The 26,112-nt window shown below is 33.1% G+C and carries 27 protein-coding genes; 10 read left to right on the top strand and 17 right to left on the bottom strand.

What is annotated here, in order from left to right:
* Window positions 1-4: 4 nt before the first annotated feature.
* The 3 genes from R9X47_RS16710 to R9X47_RS16700 form a co-directional block, all read right to left on the bottom strand.
* The gene (locus tag R9X47_RS16710) at window positions 5-505 is read right to left on the bottom strand and encodes a hypothetical protein (RefSeq protein ID WP_432662195.1); all 501 of its coding nucleotides are present in this window, start codon (window positions 503-505) and stop codon (window positions 5-7) included.
* Window positions 506-740: 235 nt separating this feature from the next.
* A complete protein-coding gene (locus tag R9X47_RS16705) occupies window positions 741-1,733 on the bottom strand; it encodes a hypothetical protein (RefSeq protein WP_432662194.1) in 993 nt (330 codons plus the stop codon).
* Between the two features lie 191 nt (window positions 1,734-1,924).
* Window positions 1,925-2,725, bottom strand: a complete 801-nt coding sequence (locus R9X47_RS16700; protein ID WP_432662193.1) for a lipid II flippase Amj family protein — start codon at window positions 2,723-2,725, stop codon at window positions 1,925-1,927.
* 542 nt (window positions 2,726-3,267) lie between these two features.
* Here R9X47_RS16700 and R9X47_RS16695 point away from each other — a divergent pair.
* Window positions 3,268-3,831, top strand: coding sequence for an RNA polymerase sigma factor (locus R9X47_RS16695; RefSeq protein ID WP_432662192.1), 564 nt, complete (start codon window positions 3,268-3,270; stop codon window positions 3,829-3,831).
* Window positions 3,832-4,283: 452 nt separating this feature from the next.
* Here the strand turns inward: R9X47_RS16695 and R9X47_RS16690 are convergent, their stop codons facing one another.
* A complete protein-coding gene (locus R9X47_RS16690; protein ID WP_432662191.1) occupies window positions 4,284-5,462 on the bottom strand; it encodes a Gfo/Idh/MocA family protein in 1,179 nt (392 codons plus the stop codon).
* A 260-nt stretch (window positions 5,463-5,722) separates the two neighbouring features.
* Here R9X47_RS16690 and R9X47_RS16685 point away from each other — a divergent pair, with 260 nt between their 5' ends.
* Complete coding sequence (locus tag R9X47_RS16685) at window positions 5,723-6,523, top strand: 5-deoxy-glucuronate isomerase (protein ID WP_432662190.1); 801 nt, start codon at window positions 5,723-5,725, stop codon at window positions 6,521-6,523.
* A 137-nt stretch (window positions 6,524-6,660) separates the two neighbouring features.
* On the opposite strand, the gene R9X47_RS16680 is transcribed toward R9X47_RS16685, so the two are convergent.
* Complete coding sequence (locus R9X47_RS16680) at window positions 6,661-7,443, bottom strand: peptidylprolyl isomerase (protein WP_432662189.1); 783 nt, start codon at window positions 7,441-7,443, stop codon at window positions 6,661-6,663.
* Window positions 7,444-7,770: 327 nt separating this feature from the next.
* Here R9X47_RS16680 and mtnN point away from each other — a divergent pair, with 327 nt between their 5' ends.
* On the top strand, window positions 7,771-8,493 hold the full coding sequence (gene mtnN, locus R9X47_RS16675; protein WP_432662188.1) for a 5'-methylthioadenosine/S-adenosylhomocysteine nucleosidase: 723 nt from the start codon (window positions 7,771-7,773) through the stop codon (window positions 8,491-8,493).
* 107 nt (window positions 8,494-8,600) lie between these two features.
* Here the strand turns inward: mtnN and R9X47_RS16670 are convergent, their stop codons facing one another.
* From R9X47_RS16670 to argB, 3 genes are read right to left on the bottom strand one after another with little or no spacing between them, the layout of a single operon-like run.
* Entirely contained in the window at window positions 8,601-9,074 is a 474-nt protein-coding gene (locus tag R9X47_RS16670; protein WP_432662187.1) for a hypothetical protein, read from the bottom strand.
* Window positions 9,075-9,097: 23 nt separating this feature from the next.
* Window positions 9,098-10,261: an aspartate aminotransferase family protein gene (locus R9X47_RS16665; protein WP_432662186.1), complete on the bottom strand. Its 1,164-nt coding sequence runs from the start codon at window positions 10,259-10,261 to the stop codon at window positions 9,098-9,100.
* Between the two features lies 1 nt (window position 10,262).
* Window positions 10,263-11,144, bottom strand: coding sequence for an acetylglutamate kinase (gene argB, locus R9X47_RS16660; protein WP_432662185.1), 882 nt, complete (start codon window positions 11,142-11,144; stop codon window positions 10,263-10,265).
* 162 nt (window positions 11,145-11,306) lie between these two features.
* Between argB and argC the strand changes: the two genes are divergently transcribed.
* The 5 genes from argC (at window position 11,307) to R9X47_RS16635 (ending at window position 15,517) form a co-directional block, all read left to right on the top strand.
* Window positions 11,307-12,341, top strand: coding sequence for an N-acetyl-gamma-glutamyl-phosphate reductase (gene argC / locus R9X47_RS16655; protein WP_432662184.1), 1,035 nt, complete (start codon window positions 11,307-11,309; stop codon window positions 12,339-12,341).
* Between the two features lie 26 nt (window positions 12,342-12,367).
* A complete protein-coding gene (argJ, locus tag R9X47_RS16650; RefSeq protein WP_432662183.1) occupies window positions 12,368-13,582 on the top strand; it encodes a bifunctional glutamate N-acetyltransferase/amino-acid acetyltransferase ArgJ in 1,215 nt (404 codons plus the stop codon).
* A gap of 233 nt (window positions 13,583-13,815) precedes the next feature.
* Window positions 13,816-14,265 (top strand): MarR family winged helix-turn-helix transcriptional regulator, encoded by a 450-nt coding sequence (locus tag R9X47_RS16645; protein ID WP_432662182.1) that lies wholly within the window; start codon window positions 13,816-13,818, stop codon window positions 14,263-14,265.
* A 40-nt stretch (window positions 14,266-14,305) separates the two neighbouring features.
* Complete coding sequence (locus R9X47_RS16640; protein ID WP_432662181.1) at window positions 14,306-15,184, top strand: hypothetical protein; 879 nt, start codon at window positions 14,306-14,308, stop codon at window positions 15,182-15,184.
* Between the two features lie 93 nt (window positions 15,185-15,277).
* A complete protein-coding gene (locus R9X47_RS16635; RefSeq protein WP_432662180.1) occupies window positions 15,278-15,517 on the top strand; it encodes an HPr family phosphocarrier protein in 240 nt (79 codons plus the stop codon).
* 83 nt (window positions 15,518-15,600) lie between these two features.
* Here R9X47_RS16635 and R9X47_RS16630 read toward each other — a convergent pair whose 3' ends face one another.
* Entirely contained in the window at window positions 15,601-16,065 is a 465-nt protein-coding gene (locus R9X47_RS16630) for an NUDIX hydrolase (RefSeq protein ID WP_432662179.1), read from the bottom strand.
* A 94-nt stretch (window positions 16,066-16,159) separates the two neighbouring features.
* On the opposite strand from R9X47_RS16630, the gene R9X47_RS16625 reads away from it, so the two are divergent.
* Complete coding sequence (locus tag R9X47_RS16625; protein WP_432662178.1) at window positions 16,160-17,410, top strand: DUF401 family protein; 1,251 nt, start codon at window positions 16,160-16,162, stop codon at window positions 17,408-17,410.
* A 37-nt stretch (window positions 17,411-17,447) separates the two neighbouring features.
* Here the strand turns inward: R9X47_RS16625 and R9X47_RS16620 are convergent, their stop codons facing one another.
* The 4 genes from R9X47_RS16620 to R9X47_RS16605 form a co-directional block, all read right to left on the bottom strand.
* Window positions 17,448-17,603 (bottom strand): hypothetical protein, encoded by a 156-nt coding sequence (locus tag R9X47_RS16620; RefSeq protein ID WP_432662177.1) that lies wholly within the window; start codon window positions 17,601-17,603, stop codon window positions 17,448-17,450.
* Window positions 17,604-17,852: 249 nt separating this feature from the next.
* Window positions 17,853-19,043, bottom strand: coding sequence for an alanine racemase (alr, locus tag R9X47_RS16615; RefSeq protein WP_432662176.1), 1,191 nt, complete (start codon window positions 19,041-19,043; stop codon window positions 17,853-17,855).
* A 603-nt stretch (window positions 19,044-19,646) separates the two neighbouring features.
* Window positions 19,647-20,585: a M15 family metallopeptidase gene (locus tag R9X47_RS16610; RefSeq protein ID WP_432662175.1), complete on the bottom strand. Its 939-nt coding sequence runs from the start codon at window positions 20,583-20,585 to the stop codon at window positions 19,647-19,649.
* Between the two features lie 113 nt (window positions 20,586-20,698).
* Window positions 20,699-21,949: a tetratricopeptide repeat protein gene (locus R9X47_RS16605; protein ID WP_432662174.1), complete on the bottom strand. Its 1,251-nt coding sequence runs from the start codon at window positions 21,947-21,949 to the stop codon at window positions 20,699-20,701.
* Window positions 21,950-22,094: 145 nt separating this feature from the next.
* Between R9X47_RS16605 and R9X47_RS16600 the strand changes: the two genes are divergently transcribed.
* Window positions 22,095-22,556: a hypothetical protein gene (locus tag R9X47_RS16600; RefSeq protein ID WP_432662173.1), complete on the top strand. Its 462-nt coding sequence runs from the start codon at window positions 22,095-22,097 to the stop codon at window positions 22,554-22,556.
* Window positions 22,557-22,600: 44 nt separating this feature from the next.
* Here the strand turns inward: R9X47_RS16600 and R9X47_RS16595 are convergent, their stop codons facing one another.
* The 4 genes from R9X47_RS16595 to R9X47_RS16580 all read right to left on the bottom strand — a co-directional run bounded on the left by R9X47_RS16595 (window position 22,601) and on the right by R9X47_RS16580 (window position 26,071).
* Window positions 22,601-23,536, bottom strand: coding sequence for an AEC family transporter (locus tag R9X47_RS16595; protein WP_432662172.1), 936 nt, complete (start codon window positions 23,534-23,536; stop codon window positions 22,601-22,603).
* Window positions 23,537-23,626: 90 nt separating this feature from the next.
* On the bottom strand, window positions 23,627-24,835 hold the full coding sequence (locus tag R9X47_RS16590; RefSeq protein WP_432662171.1) for a hypothetical protein: 1,209 nt from the start codon (window positions 24,833-24,835) through the stop codon (window positions 23,627-23,629).
* Window positions 24,836-24,952: 117 nt separating this feature from the next.
* Window positions 24,953-25,534 (bottom strand): NAD(P)H-dependent oxidoreductase, encoded by a 582-nt coding sequence (locus tag R9X47_RS16585; protein WP_432662170.1) that lies wholly within the window; start codon window positions 25,532-25,534, stop codon window positions 24,953-24,955.
* Between the two features lie 111 nt (window positions 25,535-25,645).
* A complete protein-coding gene (locus R9X47_RS16580; RefSeq protein ID WP_432662169.1) occupies window positions 25,646-26,071 on the bottom strand; it encodes a MarR family winged helix-turn-helix transcriptional regulator in 426 nt (141 codons plus the stop codon).
* Window positions 26,072-26,112 lie beyond the last annotated feature (41 nt).

The raw sequence follows: 26,112 nt of genomic DNA, 5'->3' as shown, positions 1-26,112 counted from the left end.
TTCTTTAGTTCCCAATAATCCTCTGTGCTATTTTATTTCCGTCTTTCTTCTCTTTACAGGGTGCAGCAATGTAACACTTTGCTTCATATTTCTCATCGATTCCGTGCATATTACCCCATAACAATTCAAAATCCTTTGCTATAACAAAGGTTGCATCCTCTAGTGTCACAACTTCAATTTTGGAGTCTGTTGCAGGCACGGCATAGACATCATAATAAGAGGTTTTTATCCTATTCAGGGTTCCTTGAAGCGGAGATTTACTAATGGGTGTTTTTATTTGCTCCCTGTTTCCATCAACTTCAATAAATCCTTCAAATACATCATCTCCTATAATTCTACGATATAGTTTGCCCTCAACTCTAACCTGAGCTATTTCTTCAATCTCTTTCTCATTTGAATAGATACATCCCTCCAAAGATCTATTTATCTGGATCGGCTCAGTGTATTGATATGCAAATTTAATCACAGTAATAAATATCATAGTAAAAGCTATTCTCTTTATCATATATCTGCCTCACTTAAAAAGTTTATAAAATCATTCCTAATTCTATATTTTACCAGAAAATAATATAGAGATTCCAGTCAAAACTTCAATTTATACACATCAAAACTCCCCCCAAAAGCATGGGATATTTTGATATACATAAATTAAGATTTACTTGGAACTCTCTATAGTTGTAAAAATCTTTCTATATATAGAAAGTGAGAACTCTTTATCTCCAGAGTTCTCACCAGTCAAATTAGTTACTTTCATTATTTAAACCTAGTCCCTTGATGGCTTCATTATAAAATTCATATATTTCTTTTGATACATTGTCTTTCATCTTAAAATCATTTTTCTTTAATATATTAAGATATTCTTTTAATATGCCAGCTGTTATGGTTCCCTCATTTCTTTCAACTGTATCTCTATAGCTATTTAAAACCTCATCGTATATTTTTTGAGTATCAGTCCACTCATGTATCGGAGTATTACTCATACCAAACATATATGCTTCCATATACATACGATACATATTTCCTACTACAGCTTTTCTAGAGCTATCGGAAAACTTATCTAAAAACGCTTCTGTATTCACTGTTCTATTAGCTAGTTCTTCCCACGAAATAACCAGTCCGGCATCAGCTGACATCAATTGGTTTGATTCTACCGCCATCAATTTAATGTATTCCTTTGAATCCGTTGGCAGATATTCATCATATTTCTTTAAAAGCTCGTAATTAACAATTGGATAATATGATCCCTCTAACATAACAAACTTATATCCACCATAAAGCATTTCTGAGATATTCGTTTTCATCTCTTCATCTTTTATAGTGTCAACTTTGACCTCTCCAGAATTATGGTCTATAGCTTTATCTAGCTCCGCCTGATAATTTTCCTCAAATAGGATATCAGTATAATTTTCAATATGAAGGTTTTGTGCTTTTTCCAGCTCCATAACCATCACATCTGCGTCCTTCTCCGATATATTTTCAACGTTTCCATCTATAAACACTAGTATCTCATATGGCTTACTATTGTTATTTAGCAATTCCTTAAAATCAGCCATGATTTTTTCTGAATCCTCTTTGTTTTCTTTAGTTGCATCTTTTTTTTCTTCAACAGCTTCCTTTTCTGTTTGTTCTTCACTATTTTCAATCTCAACTTCATTAGGTACATCAACTTTTTTAGCTGTACAACCCGGTAACAAAAGTAATGCTGTAAGTACTAGAATGATTGGCCTTTTCACTTTGTATCCTCCTTGCTATATTTTAACCTAGATGATTCATAGAAAATTAAAAATAGTTCAAGTCGTTTTTGAATAGTCTAGGTTTAAAGTTCTATCCCTCCTTTAAAGCATATCAAAAAACACAGCTTAAATCTCTTACAAAATACTTACAAAACAGTTACAGGCTATACTATTCCAACCTTAATAGTTTCCTAAGCTCCATATAAAAAGGCTATAAGTTTTGCAGCAGGTACCAGCAGAAGTTGTCCTAATAAAGTCCCTATCAATTTAGTCCCTATCAGCATTACTACCAATGCCTTTACATCTCCATACTCTCTCTTTCCTCTATAGGCTTCATCTGTTATCAGTGCGGCTTTTGGATCTATAAATAACGTAAGCAAAATACTCGCCGCACCATTAATCATCCCCGACGAAGCAGAAGCAGCCAGTCTATTTTCAGGAACATAGATAGCTGAATAATATGCTGACAGCACACCAATCGTATATACTCCTGTTATCAATACATTTAGTAGTAGTAATTTTATCGGTATATTTTTAAATTTTAATCCTTTAAGCATTCCCCTTGAGGGCTTAGTTATACTTTTAGCTATACGTTTTATATTTCCAAGACTGAGGGATTGAACAACTAAACCAGGCACTGATCCAGTCACTTCAAGCCTCGATATCGCTTTGGAAAACAGCTTTAAAAATGTTGGTATGAATAATATCCCAAGCAGTGTTCCTACAGTAGTAGCAAAGACAACATGCCTAACATGGATGATAGGGTCATAGCTTATCTTTATGCTATTATCAATCAGCTGTCCAATTAATGGCCCCTGAAATAAGTTTGCAGTTCTCGATCCTAGGGCTATTAAGTTAAAGAGCGAGAGGGATAATGCGAAGTTTCCACTTTTTACAGAGTTTAGCCTTACAGAATAAGATAAAGTATCTACAAAATGTATGATTATAGTTAGTAATATTAAACTCCACAACAACTCAGTTCTTATTATCATAACCTTCCTCCAAAACTTATTTATATCTTTTAACATCTATCTCCATTATATAATACTATTTCCTAATAAGATTATCATAGACACTTTCTGATTCTTTATTTAGATACTCCAGGATAATAGTTATTTATTCATACCTAAATACCTTCAGAGTATAAATCTCATCTTTACTTAATACGTTAAAATATCGCCGGAATACTGCCGTAAAACTGCCGATATTCAGCCGGTTTTCTATGTAATTTCATGGTAATATTTAACATAGAAGTACTGTTAAATAGAAAGTCTTTAAGTCAAAGGTCAAAAAGTTTATAGAATAAACACAATCAAACTCTGAAGAACCTTGAGCAGATTACGTCGCTCAAAGTTCTTTTTTTATGGTCTTTTATGTAATTTTTCTTTTTTATAGAATATGAGATTTTCCAACGATTACGATGTATAATTTGTAAAATATACAAATTTCCGACAAATAAAGTCAAAAAATACCCGTTTACATTTTGAGACTCAAATTCGTTCTAAATTATTAAAGCTTTTTACAAGGAGGTCACATGTCATTATATTATCAATTAAAGAAATGGCAAGGAGGAAGTAAAGAGGTCGAAGATGATATCTGTTTAAAGTTCTGTCCAATTATAAGAAATTTAAGTAAAAAACTTGAATACGAAGAAGGCGAAACGGATTTAACTATAGCCTTTCTAGAGTTTATTAAAAAGATTGACTTAACTAAATTCGAAAAGAAAGATAGAAAAATTGCTAAATTCATATGTAAATTTTTAAAAAACAAATCAATAGATCTACTTAGAAAGCATCGTAATAAAAGGAAAGAGCATTTACATATAAACTATGATATTTTGTTTGGTGAAACCCCTGACTTTAACAGCAATATATTTATATCATACCTACTGGACTCTTTGCCACCTATGCAGAGGACTATAATAATAAAAAAATTTCTATATCAATATACCGATAGGGAAATATCCGAATTACTTGGCATATCAAGACAAGCTGTTAATAGGACTAAAAATAGGGGACTTAAAAATCTTAGAAAAGAATTAACGAAAGGGAGTGTAGAAGCTTTTGGAAGAAGAAATACTGGAACTAATATCTGCTAGTACACTTCGGCTGGTGAACTTATTGTGGATAGAGATAGGATAATTTGAGGTGCTTTGGCTCACATCATTAACAGTAGCACCATAGTTTAAAAACAAATAAAAATACCCTCAAACTTTATATACGATTATATTTTTTTAATATCTACATCCCTAGTAAAGCTTACTCTATACATATCCAGATACTCAATGTCCGAAAGAGTTTTTAATATACATTACCAGCTTTCTTTGCATTTCTCTATAATAAAAAGATGCCATACCATGGCATCTTGAGACTGTTGACAAACCCAAATTTCTTCGTTGTTGTCTCAAGCAAGAACCCTTACGTATGTCTGTATACGCTGCGGTCTCTTGCTTTCATCACGCCTCGAACTTCAAATTTCTCAACTGTCTGTCATCTTGTAGACTTTGTCTACAAGATAAAGATGCCATACCATGGCATCTTTTCATTAGTTTTATTCATATTTTACCCATTTTGATCCATCATCTGCTGATTTCACACAGTTTTCAATAAACCTTACACCTTCAAGTCCTGCATTAATACCAGGATACCAAGTGTTATCTAGGGTATCTAAATCTCCTTTATTCATAGCATCGATGGCAATTGCATATCTTCTATATAGGTTTGACCATGATTCAAATAACCCCTCTGCATGGCCAGTACCAATACGATCCGATGAAACTGCTTTGTCATTATGGTATAGATATCCATGTCCTCTATCAAGTAATTGCTTTGGCTTTCCTTGAACCTCATATACTAATTGGTTAGGGTGCTCATCCCACCATTCAATCGAGGCCTTCGAACCAACAACTCTTATTTTCTGTTCGTGGATAGCTCCTGCATTTACAGCTGAAGCCCATAGATTACCTACTGCTCCACCTTCAAAATTCATAAGTACGATAGCATTATCCTCTAACGGAGCACGGCTTTCGATAAAGCTTTGTCTGCTGCACATTAACTCTTTTATCTTTAAGTTAGGTATCATTACTTCAGCTAAATATAAAGCATGGGTACCAATATCTCCTAAAACGTAGGTTGGTCCTGATTGCTCAGGTGTTACTCTCCATTTTAATCCCGGGTCATTCTTTTCTACTTCTTCTGAATGCCATCCATGGGCAAATTGCATGTTAACAATACGTATTTCTCCAAGATCGCCATTTTCAATCATTTTTCTTGCTTGATGAACCATTTGGAAACCAGTGTATCCATAGGTAACACCAATTACTTTGTTCTCTCTCTCCGCTATAGCCTTTAATTCTTCTGCTTCCTTTACCGTAAAGCAAAGTGGCTTTTCACAGATAACATGTAATCCAGCTTCTAATGCTGACTTTGTCATCTCATAGTGAAACTTATTAGGAGTTGCGATTGAAACGGCTTCAATTCCATCCTCTCGTTTAGCCTCTTCTTCAAACATCACTTTATAGTCAGCGTAGCATCGCTCTGGGTCAAGTCCAATATTTGTACCAAACTCAACACATCTATCGGGTTTAATATCAAATGCACCTGCAACCAATTTGAATAATCCATCTCGCAGAGCTGCTGATCGATGGATATACCCTATCTGGCTTCCTCTTCCTCCACCAACCATGCCCCATCTCAATGGTCTTTCTAATCTGAATTCTTCATTAAACATAAGAGCCCTCCTAAATAAATGGATTTAATCTCTTGAGCTAAACTCCCCTTGGAATATTTTTATATCCTGCAGTAAATGTTATTTTTAAAAATATTCTGTTAACTTTTAATAAAATCATTTTACTATTATATGATGATATTTTCAACAATAACTATTCCTTTATTTATCTCTAATTTTAAATGAAATACATGCTTTCTTATTAGCTATTTATAGGTATAATGGATATATAAAGATATTTAATAACATTAAGGGGGAAGCTTATGAAAATCAAACAACCGGGTGAATTTATCAATGGGATTAACAAGATTGTAGCTATTGACGGTCCCTATAGAAATTATTTAATGGACTTTGAAATTCTAAAGCTTAAAAAAGGTGATACTTATTCTAATAATGAGGCCTTAGAAAGGGCTTATTTGCTTATCCATGGTGAAATCAAAGTATCTTTTGAAGATGAAATAGAGCTATTGAAAAGAGAAAATTTCTATGACTATAATCCTGTAACCTTACAATTAGCTCAAAATACAGAGGTGAAAATTGAATGCCTTAATAATGATACGGAAATTGCAGTTTTCAAAACAGTAAATACAAAATTGGAACATAATGTGTTAAGGATGCCTGAAGATGTTGTCGCTGAAGAGCGTGGTAGGGGTTTCATGAATGAAGCAGGCACAAGAATAACTCGTACAATTCTCGACTACTCTATTGATCCTGATTCTAATTTAATGCTCGGTGAAGATATGCATTATCCTGGAAAATGGGCAGGTTTCCCTTCCCATCACCACGAGCAACCAGAAATTTATTTTTATAAGTTTACACCGGCTAACAAGTCAGGTTTTGGACTTTTAAAGCTTGGTGACGATGCTATTTTGTTAGAGGAAAATGATACTGTACTTATCCCTCCAGGAAAGGATCATCCACAGGTTGCCGCTCCAGGTTACGGCATGTACTTTATTTTCGCTATTCGTCATTTAGATGGTAATCCATATATTAAACCCACATTTATTGAGGATCACCTTTGGGTTGAAAAACCTGGCGCCATAATATGGCCAGATAAAGAGTAAATTTATTTTGTATTAATACCAATATACAGTTTAATCTTGGTTATGAATTTGTAATATACAGATATAAGCACTAAAAAATAGTTAAAAGACGTCTAGATACGTCTTTTAACTATTTTTAATACCATAGGTATAAAGCTTTACTTTATTATTTCCGGATCCTTATACTCTTTTCCAAACAGTTCAACGCTCACTGTTTTAATCGCTTGTGCCTTTAACGGTTTATCTCGCTCATCTCTTTCTGTTCCTACAATTTTATCTACAGCTTCCATACCCTCTATTACTTTACCAAATGCAGCATATTCTCCATTTAGAAATGGTGAATCTTTTACCATTATAAAAAATTGTGAACCTGCTGAATCTGGAGCAGATGATCTAGCCATAGATATTACGCCTCTTTTATGCATCAGATTATTTTCTACACCATTTTGCATAAATTCTCCCTTAATTCCATACCCTGGTCCACCTGTTCCATTTCCATTAGGATCTCCACCCTGAATCATAAAACCTGGAATTACTCTATGGAAGGTAAGACCGTCATAAAACTTTTTGTTTATTAGTGATATGAAATTGTTCACTGTATTCGGTGCTACGTCTGGATACAATTCTACCTTTATTTTTTCTCCACTTTCCATTTCGATTGTAACAATTGGATTATGTAAATTTGCATTCTTATCATTGATCTGTGCCGTATTAGTTTCTGCATTCCAAGCAACTTCCTTATTTAATAACTCAGCTACCTTTCTAAGGGGCACATATGTAGTCCCATTATGGAGTATGTTATCGGCTTCTACCTGCGATCCATTAACCTCTATATTTATAGAGTTAAATAGAACCTCAATCTGTTGTGATATTGGCGCTGTAAATGCTGTGCCTGTACTTATTAGCAACAAAATTACTAATCCTACTATAATTTTTTTCATTTTTATCTCCCTTTCTGTCATATTGATTTCACATAATTATATCATATGTGTATGAAGCCAAGTTCCTTTAATAATTTGGTAATCCATTGATGATAAAACTTACTCCTCTATTTCTCTTCAATGTACGCTATTAAAAGACTACTGTTCCAATTGCGTTGAAATATCTTAAATCACTAGGTTTCTTATTATTCCTACTCAAAGTAAAAATTTATTAAATATTTTATTAGCTTTTAAAAACGTTGAGTCATATAGTGTATCGAGACAAAGAGGAAAAATTTTATATTAGAAAGGATTGATTAAATGGGCACTAGATTACCGATAAAGAGAATGATTATTGGGATAATAGGGTCTGATCTAAATGAGGTAAGTTTACTTCTTTCAAAAACAGAGATTAAGAAGAAAATCACTATATCAGACATTCCCTTTTTTATAGGTATTTTAGAAGGAATACCCGTAGTAATTTGCATTTCTAAACAAGGTACTGTTAATGCTGGATTGGCTTCATGCCTTTTAATACAGAAATTTAAAGTTAGTAAAATTATTTTTAACGGAGCAGGAGGTTCATTAGTTGAAGATTTAAATTTTAAAGATGTGGTTATCTCTAGCGGATGTCTGTTTTGGAATGTTAATTATACATCTATAGGAATTCCTATAGGCCAGTATCCTAGTCTTAAAATTTCAGTATATAAAGCTAATAAGAAATTAATTCAACTAGCTAAAAATGTGAAAAATATTGATTTTAATACTCATATTGGAAAAATCTTAACATCTAATATTTTTCTTGCCAATACTAATTTACGCGATAAATTAAGGATAAAGCTTAATGGTTTGTGTGTTGAGACAGAGGGGGCGGCCGTTGGACAGATAGCGTTTTTACATCATATTCCTTATGTTGTATATAGGGGAATATCTGATTTTTCAAATGAGAATTCACCTGAAGATATTAAAAAATCTGGGGCTTTAGCTTCACAAAATGCTCAGAAAGTTACATTAGGCGTTCTCTCACAATTACACTGTCAAAATAAACTTAATATTGCTGATTTTAACTAGTAATTTTATTCCGATTACATTGACTGTTTTTTGCAAATTTTATGTGATTAGTAAAGGGGGTACTCATAAAATTCCTTTATGAGATAGCCCCCTTCAAATAGTTCTAACTATATTATCTTACCTATTTTTTCTATACTGTCATCATCCACACAATATATTTCATACTTACAATGCTTCATCATTTCATCATTCTCTTTCCAATCATCTTCACCCATATTCTTAATAATAGTCTTTAAAATCTCTTTACCACTGCCAATTCCTATAATTGTCTTCTTCCCTATAAGCTTCTTAACCTTATTAATCAAGCATTCTATATTTACTTGGTTATTTTTATTTCCCCATAATATATAGGCATCGCTGTTTAAGGATAAAAGCTGGTTTATCTTAAACTTCCCACTAAAAATATTGACGCTGAAATTAAAATCTGAAAAGGCTATTATATCCTTCTTTTCCATTCCTAAATCTATTATTGATACCTTCTTTACCTTAGGCTCTATATGAACATATCCATCTTTATTTAAACTCAGTATAGCATTAACATCGACTATGTTTAACATGTCATGGGTTAACACCGATATCATAACTTCCTCTCCCTTCTTAATATTTACAACTCCTGAAAAGCTTCTTCTAAAATTTTTAATCCATCTTTTATTTCATCTTCCGTTATGTTAAGTGGTGGAACTATCCTAATCACGTTGCTACCTGCTCCTATTATTAGGAGTCCTTTCTCAAAGGCTTTACTAACTATTGTTTTTGCTTCTATATCTAGATGCAGTCCCAACATTAGCCCTTTCCCACCTATTTTTTTTATGAAGCTATACTCCGATGCCAACTTCTCTATTCCTTCCTTAAAGGCTATCTCCTTCTCCTTAACTCCATCAAGCACCTTGTTTTCTGTCAGCTCTTCTAATACCGCCAAGGAAACCGCACAGCCTAAGGGATTTCCCCCAAAGGTACAGCCATGATCACCGGGCTTAAAAACAGAGGCCTTTTCATTAGCTAAAACCGCGCCAATAGGAAAACCTCCTCCAAGTCCTTTTGCTAGACATACAATATCCGGTACCACTCCAAAACCCTTGTATGCAAATAACTCTCCAGTTCTTCCTATGCCACATTGGACCTCATCAAATATCAAAAGAGCATTGTACTCTTCGCATAACTTCTTTGCTGCCTCTAAAAATTTAATATCGGCATTTATTATACCGCCTTCTCCCTGTACAGGCTCTATTATTACTGCACAGGTTTTTTTAGATATATTTTTTTCTAAATCACCTATGTCATTAAACTTTACGCTCTTTACCCCACCCATCAGAGGCATAAAGTCCTTTTGGTATTTTTTCTGTCCAGTAATGGTTAATGAGCCTAGGGTTCTTCCATGGAAGGAGTTTTCCATGGTTATGATTTCATACTTTTCAGTATCACCAGTGAGCTTTCCGTATTTTCTAGCTATTTTTATAGCTGTTTCATTTGCTTCTGTTCCACTGTTACAGAAAAAAACTGTATCATGATCACTTAGGGTCACTAATTTTTCGGCCAACTTAGTCTGAGTAGGAGTCCAGTAAAGATTTGAAACATGTATGAGCTTCTTGCTCTGCTCATCAAGTGCCTTAACAATTGACTCATGGCAGTGTCCAAGGCAGTTAACAGCTACTCCAGCCACAAAATCTAAGTACTCCTTCCCTTCTGTATCGTAAAGTTTAGTTCCTATACCCTTCTCAAAATTCACATCAAATCTAGTGTATGATTCCATAAGATACTCTTTTCCCATTTTAATCCTCTCCTCCCTTTATCATTGTTCCTATTCCTTTGTCAGTGAATATTTCCAGAAGCAAGCAATGCTCCTTCCTACCATCTATCATGTGAACACGTTTTGTTCCACTCTCTATAGCCGATATACAACACTCTAGCTTAGGCCTCATACCTCCATTTATTATCTCCTCAGATATCAACGTCTTTCCCTCATCAATGGTAAGCTGAGAAATAAATGTTGTTTTATCATCAAAATCTTTATATAACCCCTCTACATCCGTAAGCAGTATTAATTTCTCTGCTTTCATGGCAAAGCTTACAGAAGAAGCCACGTAGTCAGCATTTATATTATAACTATTTCCCTCTTCGTCAAATCCCGTAGGGGCAATGACGGGAATATAGTTTTTTTCTATTAGGTCCTCTAGGAAGTCTACATTTACTTCTTCTACATCACCCACAAAGCCTATATCAATTTTTTCATTATCATTGTATATATACTTTTTCTTAGCCTTAATAAAACCTCCATCCTTACCACTTATTCCTATTGCCTTAACTCCATGATTATTAATATCAAAAACTATTTCCTTATTTACACATCCAGCTAAAACCATCTCCACTACCTTCATCGTTTCTTTATCAGTTACCCTTAGGCCATTTATAAAGTTACTTTTTATTCCTAAAGCATTAAGATTATTTGATATATCCGGTCCACCACCATGAACAATAACTATATTTACTCCTATTAATTTCATCAATACTATATCCTTTATAAAAGCATCCTTTGCTTCTTTGTTTCTCATAATACTTCCACCAAGCTTTATAACAAAGGTTTTACCTGCAAATTTCTTGATATAGGGAAGGGCTTCTACAAGGACCCTGACCTTTTCCTCTAATACCTTCACTCTTTCTCACCAGCCTTTTATTAAAATAACCCATTCTTTTCGATTGTTTATAATTATACCTATTTTTATATATTTATGCAATATTTTTTAAAAAAATATTGCATTTTTATAAGTTGGTATGTATAATTATTTTTAATAAATATTAGGTTGGTTGGTGATTTTATGAAAGTAGGAGTTATTGGTTCCACAGGTTATGCTGGACAACAGTTAGTTTGGTTTCTAAACAATCATAAAGAAGTAAATATTTCATTTTTAGCATCCCATAGTTATTCAGGTAATGAATATGCATCCATTTACAAAAACCATAGAGGATTTATACAGAATTATTGTATAAATATTCAACAAATATATGAAAAACTCACCTCTGTAGATATTGTATTTATTGCACTCCCCCATGGGAAATCAATGGATATAACTAAAGTTCTTCTCCCTGAAGGTATTAAAGTAATTGATTTAGGAGCTGACTTTAGACTACATGACTCAAAACTATACAAGGAATGGTATGGATTAGACCATCAAGGTGATGAACTACTTAAAGATGCTGTCTATGGTTTACCTGAATTGAATAAAGAGTCGATTCAAAATGCACAGCTTATTGCTAATCCTGGATGTTACCCTACAGCAAGCATCTTAGCCCTTGCTCCACTTATTAAGAATAAGCTTATTGATACCAGCACAATAGTAATCGATGCAAAATCTGGAGTTTCAGGAGCTGGAAGATCTCTAAGCACGGGTACCTTATTCTGTGAATGTAATGAATCAGTCAAAGCCTACAAGGTCGGTGAGCACAGACACACCCCAGAAATTGAACAGGAACTATCACTTTTAACTAATGAAAATATAAATTTATTGTTTACCCCACACCTCATTCCAATGAATAGGGGGATCTTAGCTACCTGTTATAGTAAGGCAAGCAGAGAGCTTTCATCCGAAGACCTTCATGATGTATATAGGGATTTTTATTCCGAGGATTATTTTGTGAGGATAGCCGAGGACATTCCCGAAACAAGGTGGGTTAAAGGTTCAAATTTCTGTGATATAGGTATTAGATTTGATAAAAGAACCAATAAAATAATAGCCATTTCTGCCATAGATAATCTTATTAAGGGCGCTGCAGGTCAGGCTATTCAAAACATGAATATAATGTGTGGGTTCGATGAATGGGAAGGGCTTAATTTCCCAGCAATGGTACCTTAATAAAAATATTGAAGGGAGTTTTTAACATGAAAAAGTATGATAAATTCATACCCGTTCCGGGTTTTAAGGCTACTGGAATATATTCTGGTGTAAAGAAGAACACGTCAAAGAAAGATTTAAGTATAATTTATAGTGAATACAGTGCTGTTTCAGCAGCTACCTTTACTACTAATAAGGTTAAAGCTGCGCCTGTTGTGATAAATATGGAGCATGTACAAAATGGTAATACACAGGCTATCGTTATAAATAGCGGTAATGCAAATGCATGTACGGGAAAAAAAGGTTTTGAAGACGCAGAGATTATGATTGCAACTACAGCTAAAGAGTTAAACCTATCGCCTAATGAAGTTCTTGTAGCATCTACTGGTATAATTGGAGTTCCAATGCCTATGGAGAAAATCATTCCAGGAATTGAAGGTGCTGCAAAACTCCTCTCCTACGACGGTTTCGAAGATGCTGCAAAGGGAATACTTACTACCGACTCATCTACAAAAACCATATCTATAGAATTTACTATAGATGATAAGCCTATAATTATAAGCGGTATGGCAAAGGGTTCTGGTATGATTCATCCAAATATGGCAACTATGCTTGGATTTATTCTAACTAATGCTTCTATAGATAAAAAAATACTCAACAAAGCCCTCAAGGATAGTGTTAATGATTCATTTAACATGATATCCGTTGATGGTGATACAAGTACAAACGATATGGTAATCATTCTTGCAAATGGAAAAGCTAATAACAAGACAATAGGTAACACAGATCCAAACTACATGAAGTTTAAAAAAGCTTTAGATATTGTCTCCACAGAGCTTGCTAAAATGATTGCACAGGACGGCGAAGGTGCTACAAAGCTAATTGAAGTAGACCTATCGGGAGGAAAGACTAAGGAAGATGCAAAATTATGTGCAAAGTCAATCATAACATCTAGCCTTGTCAAATCGGCCTTCTTTGGTAGCGATGCAAATTGGGGCAGAATTTTATGCTCTATGGGGTATTCCGGTGGAGATTTCAATCCCGAACATGTAGAAATATTCTTTGAAAGCGATAAGGGAAAAATACAAATAGTTAAGAATGGTATGGGACTATCCTTTGACGAAGCTTTAGCAAAGGAAATCCTGTTAGAAGAGTATATTAAAGTAGTAATCGACTTAAAAAATGGGAAGTATAGCGCTAAGGCATGGGGCTGTGATTTAAGTTATGATTATGTAAAGATTAATGGAGCCTACAGAACATAATATCTGTTATAAGAATGTAGAAAGTGCAGTAGAATTTAGCTGCACTTTTTTATTGTGGCCATTTTTTGAAGAGAAGTCTAGCCAAAACTACCGGGCTCAATAGCCCTGAATTTTTTATTATTTCTCTTATTGACTTTTCAGAAAATTTTATATATTATATAGTTAGTTTAGTGAATTATTCAATAAATTAACTATTTATTTGTGAAAACTATATTTCTTAGGAGGTATTCTCTATGGATCATGATTTAAATTTTCTATCGGAAGATTTATTTACTATATTTCGCTTATTTCATAAAAATATTTTCACTCCACCAAGCTCTAATAAGAAGGAGTCCCTAACTCGTTCACATTTCGAAGTTATGTTTGCCTTAGATGATATAGGTACTTCCCCTATGTCTGAAATTGCTAAAAGGCTCTTTGTTTCAAAGCCCTATATGACTTCACTGGTTGATAAGCTTGTAGACATGATGTTAGTTGAAAAGGTTCCTGATAAAAAGGATAGAAGAATAAAAAATATAGCACTTACAAAAAAAGGCGAAAAAATCCTAATGGACCATAGGATGGAGGTAGAAAATAAAGTTGCCTTAAAACTTTCAAAACTCTCAGAGGAAGATTTACAACAGTTACTCTTAGCATCAAAAGATATGAAGAAGATAATTTCAAAACTATACTTTGAAGATTAAGCATAGGTTATTCATTCATTAATATGAAAGGAGCATTTTCATGAATCTTGTTGATACTATGGAGTCTTGGCCTAAAAAGATTGATAATTACAATGATTTACCTGAAATCTTTGAGATTTCATTTAAAGCATTGATGTATGATACAGATGCTTTCCCATATACAGTTTTTATACCATCTAATCCCTTTAACCCTAGAAAATCGAAGCCTAAGCTAATATCTATTTTAAATGATAAAGTATACATCTTGGAAAAACTAAGAAGAGAAGTTAAGTCCATTTGTTATCCATTTAAAAGCATTACATATGTTGAAACAGCATCTATTCTTCTAAATTCATGGCTAAGGATACATGGTGTCTTAAATGGTGAATCAACTTCTACTACCATTGAATTTAATACAACTAGGAAAGATCTATTTATTCCTATAATAAAGACCATAAGATCATCAATAAACGAATTTGATCACGGCGATATAGGTTATGAAATAGCCAAGCTAAATTATTTAAAGGCAATCAGTTTAAAGTTTTTAAATTATTCTAAGCGAAGTATAATGCAGGGTGAAAAGATTAGTAACATTGTATATCAACCTGAAATGTGGACTAAATTTCTAAAACACTTTAATAGGCGATTAAGCCCGTCCCATATTACGATTTTAACCGATAAGGAATTGATTATCATAAAGGAATATAATAATCTAAAAAACTCAAAAGACTGTAGTTATGGTGGCGTATGGAGTTATATCCCTCTTCACAGAATAAAGTTCATATCACTAGAAGATACTGAGAATAAGGATATTATAAATTTAGTAGTAAATTTTAAGAATGACAATAACATTACTATCTCCTTTTCTCTTTCAAATAAATCGGACTTAGACTCGCTTATAGAAGGTTTTCTCAAACTGTCTAGACTCTATTCAGCATAGAATTAAAACAAATTGCTTAAGTTTATTTATTATTTTATATGAATTGGGGTATATTTAATATATATTTCAAATTTCATAAGGAGGTTTAAAACTATGCAAGCAACTTTTGTAAAGATAGAGGAAATAGACAAGTTTGTAAATTTCGTTTCTAAATTAAAGGGAAAGGTTTATTTACAATCAGGAGAAATCAAGGTAAACGCAAAATCTATAATAGGCGCAATGTATATTGTAAAGGAACATCCTGATAATATCATAGTAGAAGTTGAAGATGATAAGGAAAAAGAACTTGTTTTAGATTTTTTAATGCAGGGTGCTCATTTGAAAAAAGGCTAAAAAGATGTGCTTCATAATAACGAATTTCTGAAACACCCTGGGGCTGCACTCATAAGAAACCTTTATGAGACAGCCCCATTCTTTTAGTAGTCATAAAATACTACATCATCATATACAAGCTTTCCCTTTTCATAAACAATCTTCCCAGAAAAGAATCTATTATCTTCAAGCCACTTTAAGAACAGCTTATCACCATCCCATAGGTTTAAACCTAATATCTCCGAATCATCAATCCATTTAAGAACACCTTCATCTGAATCTATAATTTCTCCTTCAAAATCTTCCCCCGTAAAAAGAAAAACATACCAATCTTCATCATCTTTAAATTTAGGAAAGGTTAATATCGCTCTAAGTTTTGGGTTATTTAGCCTGAGGCCACTTTCTTCCTCTACTTCACGTAGAATACACTCTTCCGGAGTCTCGCCGGTTTCCATCTTTCCTCCTAGTCCAACCCATTTACCTTCATGGATATCATTTTCTTTCTTAATCCTATGAAGCATTAGGGTCTTTCCGTTCTTTTTTATATAGCACATAGTTGAATTTTTCATAGAATTATCTCTCCTTTAGGTTTAACTCCCCTTGATTTTGTGATATAACTATAATTAATTGAATAGTTTAATAATAATAGAAGAGGAGATCATAATGGTTGTACTAACTTTAATACTTTCAATGACTGTAATACTATTCTTAGTTAACAAAAAAGTTAACATCGGCTACTCCTTAATGATTGGAGCTGCTTTATTAGCCCTTTTAAACGGTAGGGGAATTAATTATACTATAAAAACGTTTTTAGGTACATTTCTAGAATACAGAGCAATTTCCTTAGCACTTACAATAGTTCTAATAACTATATTAGGACATCTAATGGAAAAGTATTTGATTTTGGATAGAATGATATCTGCCCTTGAAAAAGTGATGCGAAGCGCAAAGGCTACTATACTTATTGCACCTGCTATCATTGGTACTCTGTTGGTTACTGGTGGAGCTTTGATGTCTTGTCCCGTTGTAGATAATCTTGGTGATAAGTTAAATATACCGGCGGATAAAAAAGCCGCTATCAATCTAATTTTTAGGCACGCACTTTATTTTTTCTTTCCCCTTTCACCAACAATTATATTGGCGGCTGAAATCGGTGGCTATGACCTTTGGCAGTTCATCAAACTTCAGTTCCCTATTGCCGTAGCCATGTATATATTGGGATATATATTTTATCTTAAGGGGTGTAAAGAAGCATCAGTAGAAAAAATAGAATTAAAGCAATACCTTAAAACAATCGTAAGTTTCACATTTTATTCATCGCCGATACTAATAAGTTTACTTGGTGTTCTAATACTTGGTTTACCCTTTTATGTATCTCTTGTAGCAGGTATTCTTGTTTCTATTATTATAAATCTATATGATAAATCAAAGGATAAAAAATATGCGGTTAATGAAAATATATTTATAACGATGTACAAAGGGATAAAACCTTCTATGGCAATAGCAATCATGGGTATTATGATCTTTAAAAATGTTGTAGGTGATATTAAGGAAATAAATGTTTTCTTAAACAATCTATTGGATGGTGGTATGCCAATAGAAATATTAATCGTAATAGCTTGTGCCGTAATATCCTTTTCCCTTGCAAGCACCCAGCCAAGTATTGCTATATTATATCCTATGATTTTACCACTGGCACCAAATCCCCAAATCAAGCTTTTGTATGCAATGTTTATATATATCAGTGCCTTTATGTTTTACTATATTTCGCCGTTACACATGTGTCAAGTACTTACACTGGAATATTTTGAGGTTAAGATCAAGGATCTGTATAAAAACTACATCTACATACTTCCTCTTTCATATTTAGTAATGCTAGTAATTTATATGATGAACTTGCTTAGCCTACGTTAAGCATTTTGAATAAGACTACTGGATCAACTGATGGATGTCATGATTCCTTACTATACATACCTTCTGCTAAATCATATAGAAAACCAAATTCTATATATTTATTAACTGCTCTTAATAAATGATCCTCACTTACTAACTGATCTATCATTACTAATTCCCTCTTTTGTTGATCACTCTCATTCTTAGATAACATAATTTTACCCCTTTATGTTGTGTTCAACGCTTGTTTCTAAAGTCCTTTTTGAAATTTATACAAATATATTTCAAAAGTTAAAGCCTACTCTTTCGAATAGACTTTGTCAACAGTCTCCAAAAGCGTCTAACGACGCTTTTAGGGAATATAGGTTAAAATATGTTACTATTTCTTTTATTATTTCATATATAAATTTCACTATCAAAAACTATCTATACTTCCTCTTTTTAACCATGCAAATATATCTTCTTATTTTTGCCATTCATTTGTAAGGTAGTTTACTACATCTACAATCCTGCCATTAGATTTATATACTCTTGGTACTCTTCTTCCAACGGCACATACTATTTCACAATTACCTGTCCCTAGTATTTTAGCTCTATCATCAGCAGTTATTTCATTTTTTCCATCTGTTCCTAATAGGATTACTTCATCTCCAATTTCTACATTTTCAATATCTGTTACATCCAACATACATTGATCCATACAAATTATGCCTACTTGACACACTTTTTGCCCCCTTATAATACCCAATGATTTTCCCGATCCAATTCTAGTTAGTCCATCAACATATCCTAAAGGTAAAGTAGCTATTTTCCGATTATTTGGAGTAATATATGTATATCCGTAACTGACGCCTTCACCCTTCGGTACCATCTTAACATTAGAAACTACTGTTTTCAGAGTCATAGCAGGCATTAAATCTATTCGATTTTTATCAATATTGTCCATATGAGGCAATCCAAACAAGGTGCTTCCTACCCTAACCATGTCAAAATTATATTGTGGCAAATCTGTTACTGCTGCACTATTTGATACATGCTTAATTGGTATATGTATTCCATTTCTTTCAAGTTCGTTTATTACCCATAAAAACTTTTCAACCTGTATATGACAAGGTGTCTTATCCTCTATGAAGGACTGAGCAAAATGGGTAAATATTCCTTCTACTTCGGCATTAGGCAATGTCATAATCTTAATTATTTCTTTAACAGATTCAATACAAGGGACATATCCTATCCTATTCATTCCTGTATCCACTTTAATATGAAGTTTTGCTTTTGTTCCAAGCTCCCTTGCAGCTTCTGAAAAGAACTTTGCCTGATTATAATTATATACTGTTTGTGTAATATCATATTTTATGATATCGTTTGCTCTATACTCTGGAGTATATGATAGTATTAAGATTGGTACATCGAAGTTTGCTTTTCGTAGTTCAATGGCTTCTGAAATGTTTGCCACAGCAAATCTTTCAACTCCATTTTCTAAAAGAGTTTTTCCTATTTGAATTGCTCCATGTCCATACCCATCTGCTTTTAAAACGCCACATAATATTGTACCTTTTTTTATCAGTCTCTTAGCTTCTCTTGTATTATGTGCAATATTATCTAAGTTGATTTCTGTCCATACGCCATTAACTTTTTTCTCAAATATAGCCACTTTTCTCCCTACTTTCCATTGCCTCACAATTTTCATGATCTGATATTATATTAAAGAATTCTTTTCTTTAAAGTTAATTGCAAATTCCATGCCAATAAGAATTAATGGTTTTTAGAGAGTTTCTTTATGATTTTGTATAGTAATTTATCAATATGATAATCCTCTTTTTATTAAACATGTCCATTTTAGGTTTAATCTTTATTAAATATGTTTATCAAAACGATAAACATTTTATCAACTTGATAAGGAAGTTTTATTGTATATAAAAACCACCTGCTTAGCAAGTAGTTTCCATATACAAAAAGGACAGGTATTACAAAGATACCTGCCTTAACTATTGATATAAAGTTCTTTTTTAGTACTATGCTGATTTATTGTTAGAACTCTTACAATATTCAACCTCTCCTAAAGGATCAAATGCAGGCTCTTTCCCATCCTCTTTCTATTTTAAATAATCATCTTTCCCAGGAATTCCAAAGAATATTTCTTGATTCGACTTATATTATGTCATTGAAATCAAATAAGAGAGCCTATCATCTTGTTGACTTTTTCAATAACCTGAGATCTCCACCTAAAATAGCGGATGTCTTATTGTCACCTATATCATTTTAAACCCTCATTGATAGTTTTAATACAATTCTTTACCTGATTACCGGACGAAGGCACTCCCTCATGCCATTGCTTCTCCGATGTAGGCTCCTTTGAAAAGTATCTGGACTTCATTATTAGTTCTGGTCTATATTCAAAATGTAAAATATCAAAGTGGCCCCATTTACCGCCCCAAATAAAACCATTACGTTCAAAAACTTCTACGATTTCCCTAGGATAGGATTTTAATCTTTTTTCTCCATCCTCCCTTGAGGCCCATTTCCAATAATCCCTTTTATCTCTTTTTAAATCCACAGCGATTCCAAAGGAATGGGGACTTAATCTATTGGTTCCAGCAATATAACGATAGTTAAAGGTTCCACTGGCAGGAAATAAAAATGCGTAGATTTGCTGCTTAGTTTTTGCCAAAGAAGTGATCTCATTCATACTAGCCCTTAATTTGTCTGCAGCTTTATTATTTTGATTGAAGGGATAATTTTTATATCCCATCTTCACATTGCAAAGATTCGATTGTACTTGCTGATTTGAACCTCCATAAACTTCTTTGAGCAAGGTATATACTCTAATTCGTCCTGGGTCAAATTCCTTATCCATAAGCTTTGTAACATTTGAAAGTGGATAAACTTGCTCCATCATATCCTGTAAGTCTGGATTTGCTAACTTTTCTTGAAAACCCTTAGTTCTTTTATCATCGTAGAGAATTTTTTTCCCAGATTTCATTACTACATACACCCTGCCGCCCTTTTCTTTTTGTATGTCTTTAATATCCTCGGGATAGGCCATTAGCAAGCATAAAAGATCTCTCTTCATGGTTATGTCATAGCTATTTATATCTGTATCTTCAGCAACCATGTTTTGTATCCATTCCTTTTCCATACAGCCCGTAGTCATCAATAAAAATATTAGTAGTATACACATACCTATTTTTTTCATAACGATGCGCCAACCTTTCATAAAATAGTAATTACTTTTCATGTCATGATAGTACTATTTATAAGATGTAGTATGTGTAAAATAAAATATTTTTAATTACTTCAAAGCTATATCTATTTGAAAAACACTCTACCATATTCAGGTATTATATCTATAACAACTCTTTTCTTTGAACTTGTATTTATATATATACTATTCCCTTTTTCTCTATAGGATTTTTCGGCTTCAAGATTTTCCATTATTAGAGCCAAACGTGCCCTTTCATGCCATAGGCTTGCCTCAGCTACGGGATTGTTCTGAATCTTTTTAAGACCTATTTTGATAACCTTTTCAGCTTCTAGTATCCTAGACATAATTCTATAATATCTAGCAATATACTCAAAGCAAAAGGAATCGTTGTAATCTTCATTTAAAAATCTATTGATAATAGCCTCTATATCATCATTAATATCTTCAAATCTATTACTCAAAACCACTGCGTCTAATTTATATAAATTAATAGTGACTAGTCCAGCTTGGTAATTAGATTTTTTAGCATATTCAATAGCTTTGTTTAGGCTTTCGATTGCTTTATTGAATTCTCCGATTTCAGTATATATATATCCAAAGCATTGATGGGCTATAGCAAGATTATAGTTCCTTTCTTCACTGGTAAATAATCTAACTGCTTCTTTTTGAAAATAAATACTTTCTTTAAAACTTACCATATCCCTATACACCATAGAGAGGTTTGTACATAAAGATGCTAAATCCATCTTAGTCTCAAAGTATTCCTTAAGCTCATAACACTTTAAGTAAAATTCTAGAGCAGGTACATTGTTCCCCATTAAGGACTCAATGGTTCCTAGATTGAATAATGCCTTGAGAGAAATAGCCTTGTCTCCAATCTCATCTCCTATTTCCAATGCTTTATTTGCAAAAACTATGGCATCATCATAATTTTTCATACGCCACTTTGTGATTGATAGCCAATTATATAGTTTCCCTATATTCTCCTTGCTTAGGCCAGGACTAATGGTTGATTTGATTATAGTCTCTATAAGCCTCCAGTTACCCGTTGGTGACAATAATAATAGCAAATCCTCGGAAATAATCTCCTTAACAGCCAGTTCCTTGTCTAATTGGGTTCCCAGCGTATAGATATCTGTATTATCAGAAATGTCTTGAATCGTAGCTTCTAAACATTTAGCAAGGGCTTCAGCATTATAGTCGGCTATATATTTAACCTTACCCGTAGTCCAACGACTAATTGTTTTTCTATCTACACCTATCCTTTCTGCCAACCAACTTCTCTTTAGCCCCAATTCCTGTATTCTATTGTTTATAAAATGGGTATTGATAGCAATCGTATTCTTTTTCTTCATATTTTAATTTTTGCATTTTTGAGAATCATTGTCAATAACATCACTCTATGTCCCCTAGTGTCCATTGCCTCATGGCTTTTATCATTTTATAATTTTAATATAAAGCTATTTTCTGGATTATTATATTTTTTAATGGAGGGATAAAATGAGTCAAGAAAATTTATCAATTCAAGAGTGGCACAAAAAGCAAGCCGTTGACAACTTTAACTATACTTGGGATTTGATTGACAAAACAGATAGAACAAAGGAAGACGAAATGAACATGATACATGCAGCCCATGCCTCAAGATTTCATTGGGGTAAAATAGGAACATCTTTGAACTTTGCTAGGGGTGAATGGCAGATATCAAGGGTATATGCTCTATTAAATATGCCTGAAAGCGCTTTATTTCATGGAATACAGTCTTTAGAGCTTTGTAAGGACAATGATATAGGAGATTTTGACTTAGCCTTCGCATATGAATCTATTGCAAGGGCTTATATGGTAAGCAATAATAGAGAGCTAATGGATAAGTACGTTGCTTTAGCAGCATCTGCAGCTGAGAAGATTGAAGAACAAGGAAATAAGGATTATTTCCTTTCTGAATTAAAATCAATTACTTTGTAGTTAATATGTTAAAAAGGCATTTGGATTAAACCTCAAATGCCTTTTTATTTTAAAAATATAAATAAGATATAAATTATTATACTTACTAATGTATTTAAAACAACAGTGTTATTAGCTATTTCTTTATGCTCGCTTGTACTATATTCACCTACAAAAATAGGTAATGAAAAAGCCGGTGGTAAAATCAGCAATGTGAAATATGCATAGTTGAATAAGGGCTCTGGTGTAATAATTTTGTCTATAACCATATATTTAAAAGTATAGCCTACAGCAAGAATAACTCCCATCCTAATCATTAGGAATCTAAAGCTTTGCTTCATATATTCTTTATTAAACTTAAACCCAAATCCAATGATGATTAAAATCAAAGGTGTTGCTAAATTGGCTAAATATTTAAGTGTTTCATAAATTCCCTTCAACAATGCACGTTCTTGGAACCAGACTTCAAAACCCAGTATATTAAGGGCAATCCCTAAGACTATACTCAGTATAATTGGAGATTTTAAGAAGCCCTTAATGTCATCTATTGAAAATCTTGCATTTTTAAATCTTATTTTTAAAGCTGTAAAATAGACAAACCACATAAAAGCTTCATGGCCTACTCCAAGAATAGATATTTTTCCAAGGTTTTCGGCTCCAAAAACGGTACTGTAAAGTGGTATGCCTAATAATCCAAAGGCAAATCCCGATGCAATAAAAGGATTCAAAGGATGGGCAATTGACTTAATTCTGTTTAAGCTTCCTCCAACTAAACAAAAGACTCCTAACATGATAAAAGTAGTTATAATAATTAAAAAATACTCCTTTTTTAGCTCCATGCCTAAGAAAGTCATAAACAATATAGCTGGAAGAGATATATTAATGACTACTTTTTTCATTTCATCAATTGTACTTTGCTTCAAAATTCCTTTAACCTGTACTAGATACCCTAAAGAAATCAATAAAATTATTGGTATTACCTTAGAAATAATCTCACCCATAATGTAATTATCTAACCTCTTTCCTTAAAATGATCTACAATAAGGCTATAATATCACAACATTATGAAAATATTCAATATATTTAATGATCTATGGATTCTTTATTAAATTTAAAAACCTTCTCTTCTGGTATTCCAATATATTATCCACCTCAAATTCTGTAAATGACTTAATATCTTCATTGTACAGTGTAAAAAACTCATTATCCTCAGGATCAATATACCAGAAAACCATTAAGTCATCCATACTCTTAAGCTGAGGCATTGTATAGTAATCTATGCCTGGAGGTCCATCAAGATACCAAAGCCTATAAAATCCAGCAAGCTTCTTTCTATCTCCTAGTCCCATGGCTGAGGTATAAAGCGGATCATCGAGGGGTAGCAATTCAAGTCTACATTCAACTTCCACTGCTCCATCTTTGATATCAGGAATGTAGTCCATACCTCCAGTTAAGGGCTGTTTGTCACTAACCCCAAAGAGATATTCTATCTTCATGGGGTTTCCTATTACTCTCTCATTCCTTTCTCCTCCAAAGGCAAGATAGGGTTCGTTAGAATACTTGGATATGGCTATTTCAACCCTCGAATCTTCTGGCCAGTCGAAATCTCTATCTGTAAGATAAACTCTATGATGATTATGCTGAGCAAGTATGACCCCAAGTGGGGTTAAATCATCTTCCCTTAATACGATATGAACAGCACCGTGTATATCTAATTCATGCCATGCAAGGGGATTTCCTATTATTTTACTTCCAAGTTTTTTAATAGATGAAGTTTTTTCTGGTAGTCCACTATATGGATATACGAGATTATACTTTAAAAACAGTAATTTTATTGAATCCTCACCTTCACCTATACTGCTTCTATATATCCTCCCATATACAGTTGGATCTACATCATTTTCATTGAATTCTAAGGCTTTTTTGTAATCAACCCCATAATCGAGATAAAATTCAGAGCTTTTACTAATCTCAAATAGCTTATCTCTAGATACTTCATCTGATATGGTTTTATCTATTTTCCCGGATTTTTTTAAAGTTGTATTTGGAAGATAATCATTATAGAAATTCATTGGTATATAACTTCCCTTAGCAATAAATATCCTTGGCTTAAATCTCTCTAATAACTCCCTTGTCATTGGGTCTTCCTGATTTGCGTTTTCCATATCATCCTCATAGGCTAAAAAACTTTCAACAAAGTCAGGCTCTTCATTACTATCCGTTCTAAAGTTAATAGAAATGGCTATTATAGCAATAATTAAAATATAAATCCATACTTTACCCTTCAGTCTTCTTTTCATAATCTCACTTCCTAGCTAGTTTTGTCTCTAAAGGTTTATAAATAATATACCATATAAAAACCTTCAGAAACCCAAGGATTCCTGAAGGAAAAAATTACATTTCTAAATAACTAATACCTATAAGTTTTTTGAGATTATGCTTTCCACTTCTTTTAAATAACCTTTACGAGTCTCATCATCAACCTGCGGAACTGCACCAAAAAATGTATGGGAAATCATCTCTATATTACAAAATTTAAATATACCCATATCAGTTATCTGCTCTATTGCAGCGTGCATTCCCATTTCAGAGTAGACTTCATTCGGAGTACCTGTTGTATTGAAGACCATAACCTTCTTTCCCTTTAAAAGACCCATTGGACCCTCTTCTGTGTATTGATAAGCAAACCCATAGGAAAATACCTTATCTATATATCCCTTAAGCATCGCAGGCATTCCAGCCCACCATATTGGATATACAAAGGTAATCACCTCTGCCCATTTGATTTTATCCTGCTGAGCTTTAATATCCTCTGGAATATTACCACTTTGAAAGGCTTCAATATCCGAAGGCTTAAGAACAGGATAGAAATCCTCTGCATATAAGTCACAAATTTTTGTCTCGTGCCCTTTGGAATTAGAAGCACCTTCAATTGTATCTACTATTGCTTTGTTAAAACTGTTTGGATTTGGGTGCGTGTAAACAATTAAATGTTTCATATTTTTCTCCTCCTCAATTATTATTTTATTAACTATAGTCTCAGATTTATTATTACCAACATTAGATTTTGTAACTATATACTTTGACATCCAAGTATTTTGATAAAAAAATTATCCGAAGTTACTGTTTATCTTTGTTAATAGCTTCTGTAATACTTGCTTTTCCTCATCACTTATCCCTTTATATTGAACTTCATAAAGCTTTTGGGATATCTCATAAAAGCCCGATTCCAGCTCCCTCCCTTTTTGTGTAAGAAAAATTATACTCGATCTTCCGTCTTCAGGATTTTTTCTGGCTGCAATATAACCAAATTTCATAAGCTTGTTCACTAATGTAGTTACAGTAGATCTATCCCTATGGATTCTATTTGCAATATCCGTCATTGTCAATTCATTATGCTTGAATAAAGTCACTAGGATATCTCCATGGGATGGTACTACACCTTTGATTCCAAGCTTCTGCAGCTCCTGTACTATAAAATTATTTGCTTTCTCTCTGATTCTTCCAATTAAATGTATAGTATTATCTGCTTTCATGATTAAAGTATACTTGGACATCAAAGTATTGTCAAGTGCAC

It is taken from the genome of Wukongibacter baidiensis, from assembly GCF_050888315.1.
Taxonomy (GTDB): domain Bacteria; phylum Bacillota; class Clostridia; order Peptostreptococcales; family Caminicellaceae; genus Wukongibacter; species Wukongibacter baidiensis.
The sequence above is the reverse complement of the archived record's forward strand: the minus strand, read 5'-3'. Positions and strand labels throughout refer to the sequence as shown.